The sequence below is a fragment of the Ideonella sp. genome, assembly GCF_041914305.1.
Taxonomy (GTDB): domain Bacteria; phylum Pseudomonadota; class Gammaproteobacteria; order Burkholderiales; family Burkholderiaceae_C; genus Ideonella.
Window position 1 is genome coordinate 87,965 of the sequence record NZ_JAYSDQ010000010.1, and the last position, 16,683, is coordinate 104,647.

The following is a 16,683-nucleotide window of genomic DNA, read 5'->3' on the forward strand; positions in this document are numbered from 1 at the left end:
CGTGGCCGCGGCCGAACTCGCTTCGTTCGCGGACGCTCACTGCGCTCGAACAGCGGCCGCGAATTTGTCTACGAAGCTCGCTGCGCTCGCAGCCACGAACGCTGCGCGCTTCGGCGCTCCGAAATCGCCCCACCGCCTGCCGGCCCCCGGCCGATTCCATCGTGGGTGCTGCTCCGACGCGCCGGGTACACACGCGTTGCCATGGCCGCAACGGACGCTGGTCGGACGCCGGTACCCGCTCGGGCGAATTGGCAGCGCCGAGAAGCGCAGGGCGCTTGGCCGCGCGCGCCAGCGCGCTTCGTGAACTGATTCGCGCAGCTGTTTGAGCGCAGCGAACGCAAGTGAGCGAAGCGAGTTCTGCGCGGGCCAAGCGCCCGAGCATCGCAGGGAACCCTCGGCACAGCCGAGTGCGCGAACATATGAGCCCGGGTGGGTGCCGGTGTCCGGCCCGCCACCCCGCCATCGACGCAAGAGATCTCACCACCTCAAGCCCCCGCCACCGCATCGAACTGCCGCACATCGACCTTCGCCTTGTCGAAGTCGAACCACGGGTCGGGCTCACCATCCAGGGCGAACTGCAACTCGGCCCACAGCGTCTTGCGGCCTTCGGCGTCGTCGAGGATCTTCTTCTTCACGTAGTCGAGGCCCACGCGCGAGACGTAGTGCACCGTGCGCTCCAGGTACCAACCTTCCTTGCGGTACAGCTGCATGAAGGCGCCGGTGTACTCGAGCACCTCTTCGGCCGTCTTCAGCTTGCAGAAGAAGTGCGCGACCTCGGTCTTGATGCCGCCGTTGCCGGCGATGTACATCTCCCAGCCCGAGTCGACGCCGATGATGCCGACGTCCTTGATGCCAGCCTCGGCGCAGTTGCGCGGGCAGCCCGAGACCGCGAACTTGACCTTGTGTGGCGCGTACATGCGCCACATCGCGCGCTCCAGGTCTTTGCCCATCTGGGTGGAATCTTGGGTGCCCATGCGGCACCACTCGCTGCCCACGCAGGTCTTCACCGTGCGCAGCGCCTTGGCATAGGCATGGCCCGAGGGCATGCCGATGTCCTTCCACACGTTCACCAGGTCTTCCTTCTTCACGCCCAGCAGGTCGATGCGCTGGCCGCCGGTCACCTTGACGGTCGGGATCTTGTACTTGTCTACCGCATCGGCAATGCGGCGCAGCTCGTCGGCCGTGGTCTCGCCGCCCCACATGCGCGGGATCACGCTGTAGGTGCCGTCCTTCTGGATGTTGGCGTGCGAGCGCTCGTTGATGAAGCGGCTTTGCGGGTCGTCCTGCGCCTCTTTCGGCCACGACGAGATCAGGTAGTAATTCAGCGCCGGGCGGCAGCTGGCGCAGCCGTTCGGCGTCTTCCAGTTCAGGCGCTGCATCACCCCCGGGATGCTGACCAGGTGCTCCTTGAAGATCGCTTCGCGCACGTCCTGGTGGCTGAAGTCGGTGCAGCCGCACATCGCCTTCTTTTTCGGCGTGGCCGAGTAGTCGCCGCCGGCGGTGAACATGATCAGCTGCTCGACCAGGCCGGTGCACGAGCCGCACGAGGCACTCGCCTTGGTGTGCTTGCGCACCTCTTCGAGCGTGAACAGGCCCTTGTCCTTGATGGCCTTGCAGATCGTGCCCTTGTTGACGCCGTTGCAGCCGCAGACCTCGTCGGCATCGGCCATCGCCGCGGCCTTGTTGTGGCCCTCGTGGCCGGTGTCGCCGATGTTCGATTCGCCGAACATCAGCCGGTCGCGGATGTCGTTGACCGTGCGCCCTTCGCGCAGCAGCTTGAAGTACCAGCTGCCGTCGACCGTGTCGCCATACAGGCACGCGCCGACCAGCTTGTCGCCCTTGAGCACCAGCTTCTTGTAAACGCCGCCGTTCGGGTCCGACAGCACGATCTCTTCGGTGCCCTCGCCGCCCATGAAGTCGCCGGCCGAGAACAGGTCGATGCCGGTCACCTTCAGCTTGGTGCTGGTCTGCGAGCCGCTGTAGCGGCCGATGCCGAACTCTGCCAGGTGCGTCGCGCAGACCTTGCCCTGCTCGAACAGCGGCGCCACCAGGCCGTAGGCGATGCCGCGGTGCGCCGCGCATTCGCCGACCGCGTAGATGCGCGGGTCGGTCACCGTCTGCATCGTGTCGCTGACGACGATGCCGCGGTTGCAGTGGATGCCCATGCTCTCGGCCAGCTGCGTGTTGGGGCGAATGCCGGCCGCCATCACCACCAGGTCGGCCGGGATCTCGCGGCCGTCCTTGAAGCGCACCGATGTGACGCGGCCTTCGGCGTTGCCCAGCAGCGAGTCGGTCTGCGCACCGATCTCGAACTTCAGCCCACGGTCCTCGAGCGACTTCTGCAGCAGCTTGCCCGCTACGTCGTCGAGCTGGCGCTCCATCAGCCACGGCATGATGTGCACCACGCTGACCTGCATGCCGCGCAGCATCAGGCCGTTGGCCGCCTCCAGGCCCAACAGGCCACCACCGATGACGACCGCATGCTTGTGCGTCTTCGCCGTTTCGATCATCGTGTTGGTGTCGGCGATGTCGCGGTAGGCGATCACGCCGTCCAGCTCCTTGCCGGGCACCGGCAGGATGAACGGGTTCGAGCCGGTCGCGATCAGCAGCCGGTCGTAGGCTGCGGCGGTGCCGTCTTCGGCGATCACCAGGCGCTTGACGCGGTCGATGCGCGTGACCTTCTTGCCCAGGTGCAGCGTGATGCCGTTTTCTTCGTACCAGCTGACCGGGTTGAGGATGATCTCGTCCACCGTCTGCTCGCCGGCCAGCACGGGGCTCAGCAGGATGCGGTTGTAGTTCGGGTGCGGCTCGGCACCGAAGACGGTGATGTCGTACAGGTCCGGCGCGATCTTCAGCAGCTCTTCGAGCGTGCGCACGCCGGCCATGCCGTTGCCGACCATCACGAGCTTCATCTTCTTCATGGTGGGCCGTCCTTTCTTCAGTTCACGAAAAGCAATTCGGGTGCCATCGCCGCGAGAATCGCGCGATGAGCTTTGAGGTCGATGTCGGCTATAGCAGCGAGCGCGGTCCGCGTGAGCGCAACGAAGACTTCGCTGGCGCCGTGCTGGCCGCGCCGCACGAATCGGCGCGTGGGCTGATCGCCGCGGTGGCCGATGGCGTGTCCACCGGTGGCCAGGGCCTCGAAGCCGCGCAGACCACGGTGATGGGCCTGCTGGCCGACTACTTCGCCGCGCCCGATACCTGGGAGACCACGGTCGTGCTCGACCGCCTGATCGGCGCGCAGAACGCCTGGCTCGCCAACCACAACCGCCGCCGGCCGGGCGACGCTTCTGCGCTGACGACGCTGACCGCGCTGGCCTTGCAAGGCCAGACCTGGACGCTGGCCCACGTGGGCGACACGCGCTGCTGGCTGCTGCGCGACGGTGCGCTGCTGCAGCTGAGCCAGGACCACGCCTTCGACCACCCCGACCAGCGCAGCCGCCTGACCCGCGCCGTGGGCCTCGACGACGGTGTGCGTGTCGACTACGCGCAGGGCGATGCACGCATCGGCGATGTCTTCGTGCTGACCACCGACGGCGTGCACGGCGCGCTGAAAGCCAAGGTGCTGGCCGATCTGGTGCAAGCGCCCAGCGCGCAAGCCGCGGCCGATGCGTTGACCCAAGCCGCGATCAACGCCGGCAGCCGCGACAACGCGACCGCCTTGGTGCTGCGTGTCACCGGTCTCGATGCGCGCCAGCTCGACGACGAGTTGGCCGATGGCCGCCGCCTGCCGGTACCGCCCTTGCTGAAGGTCGGCGACACGCTCGACGGCCTGGCGATCACTGCGCTGATCGCCGACACCGGCGTGCACCGCCTGTACCAGGCCCGTCTGCCCGACAGCCGTGCGCTGGTCGCGCTGAAGACGTTGCACCCCACGCGCGCCAGCGACCCCGAAGAGCGCGCGATGCTGGCGCATGAAGCCTGGCTGGGCCAGCGTGTCGCGGGTGACGATGCCGGCGGTTTCGTTCGTGTGCACGAGCGCCGCGCCGAGGCGAGCGCGCTGTACACCGTGTTCGACTGGCACCATGGCCGCACGCTCGAGCAACGCATGGCCACCGGCGAGCGGCCCGCAGTGGCCGAGGTGATCGAGGCCGCGCTGGCCTGCACCCGGGCGCTCGGCCGGCTGCACCGCCACGGCGTGGTCCACCGCGACATCAAGCCCGGCAACCTGCACCTGGGCGACGACGGCGTCTGGCGCGTGCTCGACCTCGGCGTCGCGTTGAGCGGCCGTGAAACCGAAGCCCAGCGCGAGCTGCATGCCGGCACGCCCAGCTACATGAACCCCGAGCAGTGGGACGGCCAGTTGCCCGACGCCGGCAGCGACCTGTTCGCGCTCGGCGTCACGCTCTACCAGTGGCTGACCGGCCGCCTGCCCTACGGCGAGATCGAGCCCTACCAGAGCGCGCGCTACCGGCGCGACCCGGTGGCCCCGTCGCGCATCCGGCCCGACGTGCCGATCTGGCTCGACCATGTGCTGCAGAAGCTGGTGGCGCGTGAGGCGGCCCAGCGTTTCGAAACCGCCGAAGAGCTGCTGCTCGCGCTGGAGCGTGGCGCCTCGCGGCCGTTGCGTGCACCCGGCAGCACGCCGCTGATCAAGCGCGACCCGGCGGCCGTGCTGAAGCTCGCGCTCGGGCTGTCGCTGCTGCTGAATTTCGTGCTCGTGATGTGGCTTCTCTTCCTGCCGCATTGAGCGCCGAGCCGGTTTCATCACCCTGCCCCTCGCCGCTCAGGAACGCGCCACGCGCTTCACATCGCCGCCGGTGTAGGTCGCGGCGTCGGGCGTCGGCACTGCCCGTGCACGCCCACCTTTCTCAGCCCAAGTCCGCGTCCAGCGGATCTGCATCATGCGCATCACGCCCAACATCAGCAGCGCCAGCGCGGCGAACAACACGAAGCCCCAGGTGTAAGAACTCAGGTACTGCTTCGACAAGCCCATCGCGTTCGGCACCAGGCCACCGCCGAGCGCACCGATCTCGCCAATCATCGAGCCGGCCACCGCGGTGCTCGTCGGCCAACGCAGCGGCACCAGCTGAAAGAGGGCACCGTTGCCGGCGCCGAGCGCGGCGAAGCACACGATCAGCAGCAGCGTCGTCAGCACCAGCGAGCCGCCGGCAAAGCCCACCAGCGTCAAGCCACCGGCCACCACCAGCAGCACCAGCGTCAGCGTGTTCACACCGCCCCAGCGGTCAGAGATCCAGCCGCCGCCCACGCGCACCGCGGCGCCCATGAAGGCCGCCAGCATCGTCAACTGGCCGGCCTGCACCTTGCTCACGCCGAACTGGTCGTAGTAGTAGCTGGGCAAGAAGGTGGTCAGGCCGATGAAGCCGCCGAAGGTCACGCCGTAGATCAGGCTGAAGACCCAACCGTCTTTCTCGAACAGGCAGGCGATGTGGGCGCGGAAGCTCGCATGGGCGTCGACATCGGGCGGCTCTTTCGCGAACAGCACCATCACCACCATCGGCAGCAAGATCGCGCCGGCCGCCACGCCGTACACCGACTGCCAACCCAGCCACTGCGCCAGCGGCGGCGCCACCAGCACCGACACCGCGGTGCCCACGTTGCCGGCACCCACCAGCCCCATCGCCAGCCCCTTGTGCTGCGGCGGGAACCAGCCCGAGCCCAGGCTCAGCGCAACGCCGAAGCTGGCGCCCGCAATGCCCAGCAGCACACCCATCTTCAGCAGGTCGTTGAAGCTGTCCACGGCCGTATAGCCGTACATCATCGCCACCGCGATCAACCCCATCTCGACCAGCGTCGCGTTCTTGCGGCCGATGTACTGCGACAGCACGCCCAGCGGAAACCGCATCAGCGCGCCGGCGATGATCGGCACCGACAGCATCAGCCCCTTCTGCGCCGGCGTCAGCTGGTAGGCCTCGCTGATGAACGGGGCCATCGCGCCGTTCAACACCCAGATGCAGCACGAGAACGCGAAGTAGAAGAACGCGGCGAACAGCGTGGGCCCGTGGCCGGCGCCGAGGAAGTTCTTGAAGCTGTGGTGGCTCATGGTGGGTGGCAAGGCAATGAAGTCGGGCGAATCTCGATAGGCGATCAAGCGATGCGCAAACGCCGGCGCGCCACGGTGGGCGCCGGCGGAAGAATTGGGGGGAACGGGGCAGGGTCCGGGCTGCGGCGCCAAGGCGCGGGCCACGCCAACAACTGCGAGAGCTGTGGGCCAGGTTGGCGCGCGTGCCCAGCCAGAACGTGGGCCGATGACGCCGAACCTGAAGACGGTGATGGGAACAGCGGTGCGTCGTTACACCGCAGCCTCATCTACGCAAGACGCATGCCTGCGCGCCGGCGCCCGCTCGACAACCGGTGAGCGAGGCTGCAGTCACAATCGCTCGCATGGCCGTCAGCGTGATCTTGTTGTCGTCTTCAGAGGTGTCAGGCGCCGTCGATGCGGCGCTGTCGCGGGTGCAGCAGGCGCTCGAACGCGCGGGCGCGCAGGCCCGGCGCGGCGGCGCATGCAGCGCCTTGGTGCATCAGGCTGGTGCGCCCGCACCGGATCAGGTCGTGGTGGTGGCCACCGCGGCCGAGCTGGCGCAGGCGCTGCAGCCCTTGGCCGGCGAGCCGCCGTGCGCGGTGTCGCTGCTGTCGGCGCCGCTGGCCGAGGCCGAGCGCACCGAGCTGCTGGCGCTGGGCCTGGCCGGCTGGTGGCCGCATGAGGGCCTGGCCGATGACGCGCTGGCCGCCGGCCTGGCGCTCGACCGCGCCCGCTGGCAGCGCGAGGCCGCGGCCCGCCACGAGCTGGCCCGGGCCCGCGGCCAGCTCGACGAGCGCAAATGGGTCGACCGCGCCAAGGGCGTGTTGATGAGCGCACGCGGCATTGGCGAAGACGAGGCCTTTCGCCTGCTGCGCGGCGCGGCGATGCACGCCAACCTGCGGGTGGGCGAGGTCTCGCGCTCGGTCATCGAGGCCAGCCAATGGGCCGATGCGATCAACCGCGCCGGCCAGCTGCGCATGCTGTCGCAGCGCCTGGTCAAGCTGGCCGCGCAGCGCCTGGCCGGCATCGACGCGCGCCGTGCCCGCACGCTGCAAGACGAAGCCACCCAGCGTGTGCAAGACAACCTCGACCACCTCGCCGCCTGCCCGCCGCTGGCCGACGCCCCGGCGCCGACGCGCGACGCGCTCGCCGCGGTGAACGATGCCTGGGCTGCGCTCGCCGCCGCGCTGAGCCAGCGCCAGACCCCGCAGGCCCTGGCCGACAGCGACCAGCGTGCGATGGCCTTGCTGGCCAGTGCCGAAGCGCTGACCGAGGCGCTCGAAGAAGGTGGTGCACGCCGCGCGCTGACCGTCGTCAACCTGTGCGGCCGCCAGCGCATGCGCGTGCAGCGTGTGGCCAAAGACGCCCTGCTGGCCACGCTGCTGGGCGAGCCCGCGCGGCGCGAGGCCCTGAAGCCGCTGCTCGACGAGGTCGAGGCGGCGCTTCTGGAGCTGGAGCGCGCCCCGCTGACCAGCGCCGAAAGCCGCGAAGCGCTGGCCGCTGCGCGCGACGAATGGCTGCGCCTGCTGCACGGCCTGCGTGGCACCGAAGGCTCACCCAGCAGCGAGAGCCGCACACTGCTGGCCCGCTCGAGCGACGCGCTGCTCGACGTGTTCGACCGCCTCACCGCCAGCTACGAGCACAGCCTGCAGGTCATCATGTCGTAGGGTGGGCGCACCCACAGGCTCCTCAAAGGCCAGCGAAAGATGCTGTGCTAGCCTCTGCGGCACGCGCCTGCTTTTTGGCGCGACAAGAGGGAGTCGATTTGGATTCAATCCGTGCAGGGTCGCGCGCGACCCATGGTCAACGCCTTGTTCGTTGGTCGAAACTTCTCGCGGCGTTGCCGCTTTGCCTGACTGCCGTGGATGGCCTCGCTGCGCCGACCTACGCGTTCAGCATCGTGCACGCTTTCAGCGGCACCGACGGTTCATGCCCCAACAGCACGCTGGTTCGGGGTTCCGATGGGGACTACTACGGGACCACGCGCGAGGGCGGCAAGGCAAGCGGCAGCAAGGGCACGGTCTTCCGTCTGACTCCGAATGGCCGGCTTCAAACGCTTCACACCTTTGTTCCGGCAAAGGACAACGCGTCTCCCAACGGTGTCGTGTTGGGCACCGACGGAAATCTCTATGGCTCGACTTTCGGCGACTGGACAGCCAACCGCGGCGGGGTGGTCTATCGCTTGAGCCCGAATGGAGACTACTCGGTCGTTCACGCCTTCGACATGTTCGAAGGCCCCCAACCTATCATCCAGGGCCTGGACGGGGCCTTCTACGGCGCCACAACCCAGGGCGGCGGCTACTGGGGCGGCGGCAGAATCTATCGACTGACGGCGCAAGGCGAGTACACGGTCCTGCACACGATTGGCGTCAACTACACGGATCCTCTCTACACCAGCGGTGCGCTGGTTGAAGGAACTCCGGGCACCTTCTACGGTGCGACCAGCGATGGCGGCGACTCGGGGTTTGGGGCGATCTATCGCGTTGGCCTCGATGGCTCCTTCGCGGTTATGCATTCGTTCCTGCGGGATGGTCGCGACGGGCAACAAGCATTTGCGGGTCCGAGCCTGGCGCCCGACGGGTCAATTGTTGGCACGACGGCGTATTCCACGCCTTACGCCAGCGGTTCGGTGTACCGAATCGATCCGGCGGGCAACTACACCATGGCGCATGGATTCGCCGACGATGGATCCGAGGGCATCTGGCCGGTGACCGGCTTGACCGTCGGGCCCAGGGGGGTGGCATACGGCACGACGTCTGCCTCGATCAATGCTGATATGACCACAGGGCCGGGCACGGTCTACCAGTTGAAGAACGGCGTTCTGACCGTGCTACACAAGTTCGCAGCGGACGGCTCGGAAGGCAGCGGCACGCGTGGGGCCTTGACGCTCCTCCCCAATCGCGATCTGATGGGGGTGACCTGCGAGGATGGACCCGTTGGTGCAGGCACCATCTTCCGCCTTCGCCGGATCGATTGAGCTTGAAGTCGCGAGTTCGTGAGGCCACCGGGGGGCGCGCGGCCCCCCGTTACACTTCGCGCCCTCTGCGGCTGTTTCCTGCGCACCCATGACTGTGGCTCCGGCCGGTGGCGATGACGCCGCCTTCGATCTCAAGAACACCACGCTGCCGCTGCTGTCGATCGCGCTGAAGAGCGCCGATGCCGCTGCCCTGGGCGACGCCTTGGCCGCCCGGCTGAGCGAGACGCCGCAACTTTTCAACCACGATCCGGTGGTGGTCGACCTGTCGGCGCTGCGCGAGCAGGAAGATCCGATCGCCTTCGAGCCGCTGCTGGCGGCACTGCGCGAGCACAAGCTGCAGCCGATCGCCGCGGCGGGCGGCTCGCCGGCACAGATGGAGGCGGCGCTGGCGGCAGGCCTGTCCGAGGCGCCCGATCCGACGCCGTCGCCCAAGCCTCGTCCGGTGGAAATCCGCGAGGTCGAGGTGGTGAAAGAGGTGGTGCGCGAAGTCTTTGTCGAAGTGCCGGCCGCGATCACGCCGACCATGGTCGTCGATCGCCCGCTGCGCTCGGGCCAGCAGGTCTACGCCAAGGGGGGCGACCTGGTGGTGCTGGCGGCGGTGAATTTCGGTGCCGAGGTCATCGCCGACGGCCACATCCATGTGTACGCCCCGCTGCGCGGCAAGGCCATCGCCGGCAACAAGGGCAACACCCAGGCCCGTATCTTCAGCACCTGCCTGGAGCCCGAGCTGATCGCCATCGCCGGCGTCTACCGCACCACCGAAACCGCGTTGCCCGCCGAGGTGCACGGCAAGCCGGCGCAGGTGCGGCTGGTCGACGACAAGCTGGTGATGGAGCCGCTGAAAGAGCCGCTGAAAGAACCGAAGGCCAGCAAGGCCCGCCCCGAGCCGGCGTGAGCGGCCTCAGCCCGTGACCGTTTTGGCGCTTGACGCCGTTTCACTGAATCAAATTTCGAGGACTCGTTACCGATGGCAAGAATCGTCGTAGTCACATCCGGCAAAGGCGGCGTCGGCAAGACCACCACCAGCGCCAGTTTTTCGTCCGGCCTCGCCCTGCGTGGCCACAAGACCGCGGTGATCGATTTCGACGTCGGCCTGCGCAACCTCGACCTGATCATGGGCTGCGAGCGGCGCGTGGTCTACGACCTGATCAACGTGATCAACGGCGAGGCCAACCTGAACCAGGCGCTGATCAAGGACAAGCAGTGCGACAAGCTGTTCGTGCTGCCCGCCTCGCAAACGCGCGACAAGGACGCGCTGACCAAAGAGGGTGTCGAGCGCGTGCTCAATGACCTCGCCGCGATGGACTTCGACTACATCGTCTGCGACTCGCCCGCCGGCATCGAAACCGGCGCGCTGCTGGCGATGCACTTCGCCGACGAAGCGCTGGTGGTCACCAACCCCGAGGTCTCGTCGGTGCGTGACTCCGACCGCATCCTGGGCATGCTCAGCAGCAAGACCCAGCGCGCGATCGAAGGCAAGGAGCCCGTCAAGGAACACCTGCTGATCACCCGCTACAACCCCGCTCGCGTGCAGGACGGCCACATGCTGTCGCTGGCCGACATCCAAGAGATCCTGCGCATCCCGCTGCTGGGCGTGGTGCCCGAGTCCGAGACGGTGCTGCAGGCCTCGAACCAGGGCCTGCCGGCGATCCACCTGAAAGACTCCGACGTGGCCGGCGCCTACCAAGACCTGGTCGCCCGCTTCCTGGGCGAAGACAAGCCGATGCGCTACACCGAGGCCGCCAAAGCCGGCATCTTCAAGCGCCTGTTCGGGGGGAGGTAAGTGCCGATGTCGTTCCTGTCTTTCCTGCTCGGCGAGAAGAAGCAGACCGCCAGCGTCGCGAAAGAGCGGCTGCAGATCATCCTCGCCCACGAGCGCGCCGGCCGCACCGGGGCCGACTACCTGCCCGCGCTGCAGCGCGAGCTGGTGGCCGTGATCTCGAAGTACGTCTCGATCAACCCCAACGACATCAAGGTCCACCTCGAGCGCCAGGACAACCTCGAAGTGCTCGAGGTCAAGATCGAGCTGCCCGAAGCCTCGAAGTTCTAGCCCGCGCCGGTGGGCCAACGTGCGAACATCAGGTTTCAAACAGGTCGTCGGCGGGCGGTAGCGTGCCAACGACCTTTGAACCCTGATTGAGCGAATGTTCGGCCGAAACAAGCCTGTTGTCTTTGACCCCTACGGCCGCCGGCGCTCGCGCTGGCGCATGCCCAGCTGGATGGTGTGGCTGCTGACCGGCACCATCGCCGGCATCGGCGGCGTGATCTACCTGCAAGAGCGGCACCTGCCGCCGCGCCTGTCGCAAGCCGACTCGGCCGCCCTGCGCAACGCCTACGACAAGGCCGAGAGCGAGCGCCAGCGCCTGCAGGCCGAGCTGGCCAGCACCCAGCAGCAACTCAACGCCGCGCTGGCCGCCAAGAAGACGCTCGATGCCGAGCTGGCCGCCAGCCGCAGCGCCACCCAAGACCTGCGCGCCGACGTGGCCACGCTGGTCGACGCGCTGCCGCCCGACCCGCGCGACAACGGCGTCGAGGTGCGCGCCGGCCGCTTCAATGCCAGCGGCAACACGCTGGCCTACGACGTGGTGCTCACGCGCAACCGCGCCGGCGCCAAGCCGATGACCGGCGTGGTGCAGTTCGTCGTCGCCGGCGAGTCGGCCCACGGCGGCCCCAACACCGTCAGCCCCAAGCCCATCCCGGTCTCGATCGGCACGCACGAGATCGTGCGCGGCAACGTGGCGCTGCCCGAAGGCTTCAAGCCGCGCCAGACGACCGTGCAGGTGCTCGACCGCGAAGCCGGCCGCTCGCTGGGCATGCGGGTGATGCTGGTCAAGTAGCGCTGGGCCGCGCGGAGCCTGGTTCTTTTCGAGAGCCGCCGCGTGCGGCTACGGCGATGGCGCGGCGAGCACGTCCGAGATGAACCCTTGGTCGGTCAGCGCCCGTACCACGCCGCGTAGCAATACGTTGTGGCTGAAGCCGATGCTGTACTGGCGGGCGCCGGGCTTGATGGGCTGCAACATGCCGCCGTCCACCAGCTTGCGAATCTGGTAGGTGCGCTGGTTGGGGGTGAGCCCCGGCATCGCCATTTCAAGATCACCCGCCTTCACGACGCCAGCTTTGACGGTGGTTGCCAGCATGGCCTCTTCTTGCGCGGTGATGAGCTGACGTTGCCGTGCATGCGCCACTGCAGGCAGCAACACGGCCTTTTGCAGGTGTGCGTAGTCGGCCAGACGATTCACCTTGTTCAGCTCGTCGCGAATGCCTGTCAGCACGTAGGCACACCAGGCTTCCAACGCGGCATCGCTGCCCGTGTCGGCATGGCTCAGCATGGCGTAGTAGCGGTTGCGATCGGCGCAGAACACCGCGGCCGGGTTGAGCAATCGCCCTGCCGCCGTGACCTGGAATCCGTACTTGATCAGCAACGCATAGGTGAACAGCCGCACCACGCGCCCGTTGCCGTTGCCAAAGGGGTGAACCCAGGCAAAGCGATGGTGCGCCAAGGCGACCTTCATCAGGTCGTACTTGGGCGGGTCGGGCCGGTTGATGAAGGCCATCAACTCGGTCATGTACTCAGGCACCCTCAGCGCATCGGGGGGCAGGTGCTCGGCCTGCGCGATACGCACCGAGCCGTTGCGATAGGTGCCGGGGCTGCGGTCGCCTTCACGTGTCAGGCCGTCCACGGTGGTGGCATGCAGCGCGCGCAGAAGATGCTCGGGCAGCGGATCCCCAGGTTGCAATGCGGCCTCCAGCTGCTGCATGGCCTGTTCGATGTTGGTGACCTCGCGCAGTTGCTCTGATTGCGCTGCTGCGGAGCCTTCGAACACCTTGGCTTCCACGTAGTCCGCCAGTGTGGTGTGGTTGCCTTCGATGCGCGCCGAGGCCAGGCTCTCCAGCAAATGGAAAACCTGCTTCAGTTGCAAGAAGACTGGCCAGGGCGTCGTGCCCTGCATTTGCAGGCGGCGCAGATGCTCCAGGTCGGTCAGCACGTCGAGTAGCGGCGAATCGAAGCTCGGGTTCAGCAACCGCAAGTCGTGGTGAACAAACTGAGCCATAGGCTGAGATTTCTGTCTTTGGAGTCTTGTAATTCTTGACTTTAATAGAAAAAGTCTTTTATTGACAATGGCTTGTGATTTGGTGGTTGGTCGATTTTCTTGAATCGCCGTCCCCAGGAAACTGACTGCGGCGGCGCCGGTGAACAAGCCAGCATTCGTGAACTATTCCCACAAGCAGTTGTCGGGTTTCGCCGGTGGATCTCGTTCTACCGGGTGAGGGCACCGCGGCGGCGCCGGGTGTGCCTCGTACGACCAGCAGTTCGACCACCGTACGACGTCACCCGGGAGCCCACCATGACCATCTCATTGACCGCGGGCATCCTGCCGCTGCGCCCCGCGCAGCGCGCCCCCGATTCGGCCCGCAGCCCGCAACCCGGCGCACGCTCGGTGGGCCTGTGCTTCTCGGGCGGCGGCAGCCGGGCGCTGTCGTGCGCGATGGGCCAGTTGCGTGGCCTGCGCCACCTGGGCCTGCTCGACGACACGTTCGCGATCTCGTCGGTCTCGGGCGGCACCTGGGCCAACACGCTGTTCACCTACCTGCCCGCTAGCATCTCGGACGACGACTTCCTCGGCGACGTCGAGCTCGACCCGTCGCGCCTGACGCTGGCGCGGCTCGACGAGCTGCCAGCCAACAACCTGGGCTGGGTGCCCACCCGCTTCGACCCCGCCCGCGTGGTGGAGAACCTGTACCGCCTGAAAGAGGACTACGGCTACGCCAACAACGAGCTGTGGCAAGGCTTCATCGGCGAGCAGGTGCTGAAAGACTACGGTCTGTGGTCACCCTCGGCCGACGGCTTCGACCCGCGCTACTTCAGCTGGACCGAGCGCTACCTCGAAGCGCCCAACGGCATCCTGGCGCAGAACCCCACGCTGCGCGCGGGCGACTTCATCACCGTGCAGCGCAAGCGCCCCTACCCGGTCTTCAACACCAGCCTGTTCAACAGCGACGGCGTCGACGCCGAGCTGATGCCCTACGAGGCCAACTTCATGCTCGGCGTGCGCGCGGCCTTCCCCAAGAGCGCGCAGCAGCCGGGCGACATCGGCGGCGGCCTGATCGACTCGTTCGCCATGCGCAGCGCCTACCTCGGCGAGGGCAACCCCGGCGAGGTGCACACCAGCCGCCCGCAGCGCGCGTTCTCGCTCAGCGACATCGCCGGCTGCAGCAGCGCGGCCTTTGCGCAGATGTTCGAAGAGCAATACCCCGAGTTTCGCGGCCTGGTGCCGCGCTACAACTACTGGCCCATCAAGGGCCGCGCCGAACAGCCCGCGCTCGACTACCGCTTTGCCGACGGCGGCAGCCTGGAGAACCTGGGGCTCAACGCGCTGCTGGCCCGCGGCGTGCCGCGCCTGATCGTCTTCATCAACACCGACGAAGGCGTGCGCCGCGACCCGGCGCGCCAAGACACGGTCGTCTCCAGCGACCTGCCGCCGCTGTTCGGCCTGCAGCCCTTCTCACCCGCCCACGGCTACGTGCCCTACGGCCCTTACGACCCGGGCCAAGGCGCGGCACGCCTGTTCCGCCACAACCAGGTCTTCGAGACCAGCGCGTTCGACGAGTTGAAGCAAAAGCTGCTCACCGCCAAACGCGCCGGCGGCGCGCTGCTGGTGCGCCAGACCCTGCGCGTGCTGAGCAACCCGTGGTTCAACGTGCCGGCGCAAGAGCAGGTCGACGTGCTCTGGGTCTACAACGACAACGTCAGCAGCTGGTGGAGCCAACTGCCCACCGAAACCCGCATCGCCCTCGACATCGAAAGCCTCGACGACTTCCCGCTCTACAACACGTTTACCCAGCTGTACCTGACGCCGGTGATGGTGAATGCGCTGGCGCACTTGGCGTGCTGGCAGGTGGCTTCATCGTCGACGTTGGGCAATGCGGGTGGGATGAGCAATGCGGAGGTGGTGAGGGGGGTGTTTGGGTGACGAGGGAGGCTGTCGCTTACTATCAAAATGGCCGTACGGAGCCGCAGAGCAGGCTGTTTGCACGAGGGCCCGCGCCTCCTTTCAACAGGAGCAGGAGTCCAAGACGGAGCACGGAATCCTTGTGCTGCGAGTGCGTGCTTCGGCAACTACTTGGGCAACTTGGTTTCCAACCTTAGGACGCTTCTTGTGTCGCCAAAGCCAATTCCGCACCCCTCGTTCCTGGACGGGTGTATCCGTCTTGGCGCCTTTGACGGCGAACGTCGCTGGCGATCGCCAGATGGCGAGCGCCTATACACTTGGGACTCACTGCACGGGGAGATTGAGGTCTACAACAAGCGTGGACGACACCTTGGCGCTATCGATGCAGTCACTGGATCGCTAATCAAGGATGCTGTGCGTGGAAGGAAGATCGATGTCTAGCTTTGTTCAACTTTGCTTGCAGGGTGACCGCTTGCCAGAAGAGGTAGACGACTATGTCGACGCCTGGCACGACGGAGGGGCGAATGTTCCGTTGCACGAATTCTTGGGGATGACTCGATCTGAGTACAACCTCTGGGTTGTTGACTCTGATGTGCTCCCGTTCATTTTGGATGCACATCGCACTGGCGTAGATGCCGCCGATCTGATCGAGCAGTTCAATGCATTGCCAATGGCTGCACGGGCCGAGTCGTCGGGGAAGGCTTTGCAGCTGGCTCGGTGGCTAAAGGACCAGGGGTTGTGGAATTAGCACCGGGCGCACCGGAAAAATTTGCTCGGCGTCTGTCGGCTAGGTATGGGCTCGCGCCACGTGTCGATGTTCGATCGATGCTTGAGCGCTATGCAGATGTAGTTGATGCAGGCATTCCGATCGCTGGCGTGGACGGCGTCTGCTTGAATCTAAAAGTTCCTGGCAAGCGACCCCGGGTGGTTATCAACTCTGCGAATCCGCCGCTCCGAAGGAGGTTCACAGAGGCCCACGAGCTTGGTCATATTGTCATTCCCTGGCACAGGGGAACGATCGTAGATCACCTAGACCCAGAGCACGTTGAGGCGAAGGATGACTATTGGCTGTTCGAAGAAGAAGCGAACCAGTTTGCCGCCGAACTTTTGATGCCATCGGATTGGCTTGAAGGCTTGCTTGAATCAACGCCAGACCTTAGTCAATGCCACAAGTGCCTAAGCGAAGAATGCGAAGTGTCGGCCCTGGCCGCCGCTAGGCGCCTCAGCTCGGTACTCCCTCCAAACATCGTATTCATCGCCGAGAAGAACGGAGAGGTGGAATTCTCCGGGCGCACACCAGGAACTCTCGCCAAGGTGCCGGCTTGGCAGAGCATGTTTGACCCAGGTGTGTTTCGATATGCCACCGGCCACCATACGTCAGTGACTGGGACTCGTCGCCTGCACTGGTGGACCCTCCCCGACAAGGTTGCGGGAGTCACGACCGATCCGCGACCGTGGCGCGAAATTCTTGACGAAATGGTCACCGACATTGGGGTACCTCCCGACGACCAAAAACGCTTCAAGATGTCCGTCAATGGCGTCGTCGCGGCGGCGAACAGCGCAATGAAGCAGCGTGGGACGCATACGGCCCCAGCCGTAATTGCCGCGTGTCTTCAGCGATTCCACGATAGGAATGATCTGACCGGTATCGCGGCGCATCCAAGCTTTATGGACTTCGTTAGCAAGCGCGCTAGTGAGCTGACGCAATGAAATTTCGGGCCTTGAGGTCATCTTGGGGTCTTGCGTTGCGACTCGGGAGTTGCTGAGCGCGT

Annotated in this window: 14 protein-coding genes; 11 read left to right on the top strand and 3 right to left on the bottom strand. The window is 66.3% G+C overall.

The features are described from left to right. Window positions 1-485: 485 nt before the first annotated feature. Window positions 486-2,921: a nitrite reductase large subunit NirB gene (gene nirB, locus ACE3SG_RS14805; RefSeq protein WP_374566152.1), complete on the bottom strand. Its 2,436-nt coding sequence runs from the start codon at window positions 2,919-2,921 to the stop codon at window positions 486-488. A 65-nt stretch (window positions 2,922-2,986) separates the two neighbouring features. On the opposite strand from nirB, the gene ACE3SG_RS14810 reads away from it, so the two are divergent. Continuing rightward, complete coding sequence (locus ACE3SG_RS14810) at window positions 2,987-4,690, top strand: protein kinase (protein ID WP_374566154.1); 1,704 nt, start codon at window positions 2,987-2,989, stop codon at window positions 4,688-4,690. Between the two features lie 36 nt (window positions 4,691-4,726). On the opposite strand, the gene ACE3SG_RS14815 is transcribed toward ACE3SG_RS14810, so the two are convergent. Then, on the bottom strand, window positions 4,727-6,004 hold the full coding sequence (locus ACE3SG_RS14815) for a nitrate/nitrite transporter (RefSeq protein WP_374566156.1): 1,278 nt from the start codon (window positions 6,002-6,004) through the stop codon (window positions 4,727-4,729). A gap of 341 nt (window positions 6,005-6,345) precedes the next feature. Between ACE3SG_RS14815 and ACE3SG_RS14820 the strand changes: the two genes are divergently transcribed. The 6 genes from ACE3SG_RS14820 to ACE3SG_RS14845 all read left to right on the top strand — a co-directional run bounded on the left by ACE3SG_RS14820 (window position 6,346) and on the right by ACE3SG_RS14845 (window position 11,797). Next, entirely contained in the window at window positions 6,346-7,650 is a 1,305-nt protein-coding gene (locus ACE3SG_RS14820; protein ID WP_374566158.1) for an ANTAR domain-containing protein, read from the top strand. Window positions 7,651-7,748: 98 nt separating this feature from the next. Beyond that, window positions 7,749-8,960 (top strand): choice-of-anchor tandem repeat GloVer-containing protein, encoded by a 1,212-nt coding sequence (locus tag ACE3SG_RS14825; protein WP_374566160.1) that lies wholly within the window; start codon window positions 7,749-7,751, stop codon window positions 8,958-8,960. An 88-nt stretch (window positions 8,961-9,048) separates the two neighbouring features. Continuing rightward, on the top strand, window positions 9,049-9,855 hold the full coding sequence (gene minC, locus ACE3SG_RS14830) for a septum site-determining protein MinC (RefSeq protein WP_374566162.1): 807 nt from the start codon (window positions 9,049-9,051) through the stop codon (window positions 9,853-9,855). Between the two features lie 72 nt (window positions 9,856-9,927). Further along, window positions 9,928-10,743 carry a septum site-determining protein MinD gene (minD, locus tag ACE3SG_RS14835; RefSeq protein ID WP_374566164.1) on the top strand — a complete coding sequence of 272 codons (816 nt, stop codon included), beginning with the start codon at window positions 9,928-9,930 and terminating at the stop codon, window positions 10,741-10,743. Between the two features lie 6 nt (window positions 10,744-10,749). Beyond that, entirely contained in the window at window positions 10,750-11,010 is a 261-nt protein-coding gene (gene minE / locus ACE3SG_RS14840) for a cell division topological specificity factor MinE (protein ID WP_329716198.1), read from the top strand. Window positions 11,011-11,104: 94 nt separating this feature from the next. Next, complete coding sequence (locus tag ACE3SG_RS14845) at window positions 11,105-11,797, top strand: DUF6776 family protein (protein WP_374566166.1); 693 nt, start codon at window positions 11,105-11,107, stop codon at window positions 11,795-11,797. Window positions 11,798-11,845: 48 nt separating this feature from the next. Here ACE3SG_RS14845 and ACE3SG_RS14850 read toward each other — a convergent pair whose 3' ends face one another. Continuing rightward, window positions 11,846-13,012 carry a Fic family protein gene (locus tag ACE3SG_RS14850; RefSeq protein ID WP_374566169.1) on the bottom strand — a complete coding sequence of 389 codons (1,167 nt, stop codon included), beginning with the start codon at window positions 13,010-13,012 and terminating at the stop codon, window positions 11,846-11,848. 294 nt (window positions 13,013-13,306) lie between these two features. Between ACE3SG_RS14850 and ACE3SG_RS14855 the strand changes: the two genes are divergently transcribed. The 4 genes from ACE3SG_RS14855 to ACE3SG_RS14870 all read left to right on the top strand — a co-directional run bounded on the left by ACE3SG_RS14855 (window position 13,307) and on the right by ACE3SG_RS14870 (window position 16,621). Next, a complete protein-coding gene (locus ACE3SG_RS14855; protein WP_374566171.1) occupies window positions 13,307-14,932 on the top strand; it encodes a hypothetical protein in 1,626 nt (541 codons plus the stop codon). A 27-nt stretch (window positions 14,933-14,959) separates the two neighbouring features. Then, complete coding sequence (locus ACE3SG_RS14860) at window positions 14,960-15,352, top strand: colicin E3/pyocin S6 family cytotoxin (protein ID WP_374566173.1); 393 nt, start codon at window positions 14,960-14,962, stop codon at window positions 15,350-15,352. Next, window positions 15,345-15,659 (top strand): hypothetical protein, encoded by a 315-nt coding sequence (locus ACE3SG_RS14865; protein WP_374566175.1) that lies wholly within the window; start codon window positions 15,345-15,347, stop codon window positions 15,657-15,659. Before ACE3SG_RS14860 ends, ACE3SG_RS14865 begins: the two co-directional genes overlap by 8 nt. A 77-nt stretch (window positions 15,660-15,736) precedes the next feature. Next, entirely contained in the window at window positions 15,737-16,621 is an 885-nt protein-coding gene (locus ACE3SG_RS14870; protein ID WP_374566176.1) for an ImmA/IrrE family metallo-endopeptidase, read from the top strand. Window positions 16,622-16,683: the final 62 nt, after the last annotated feature.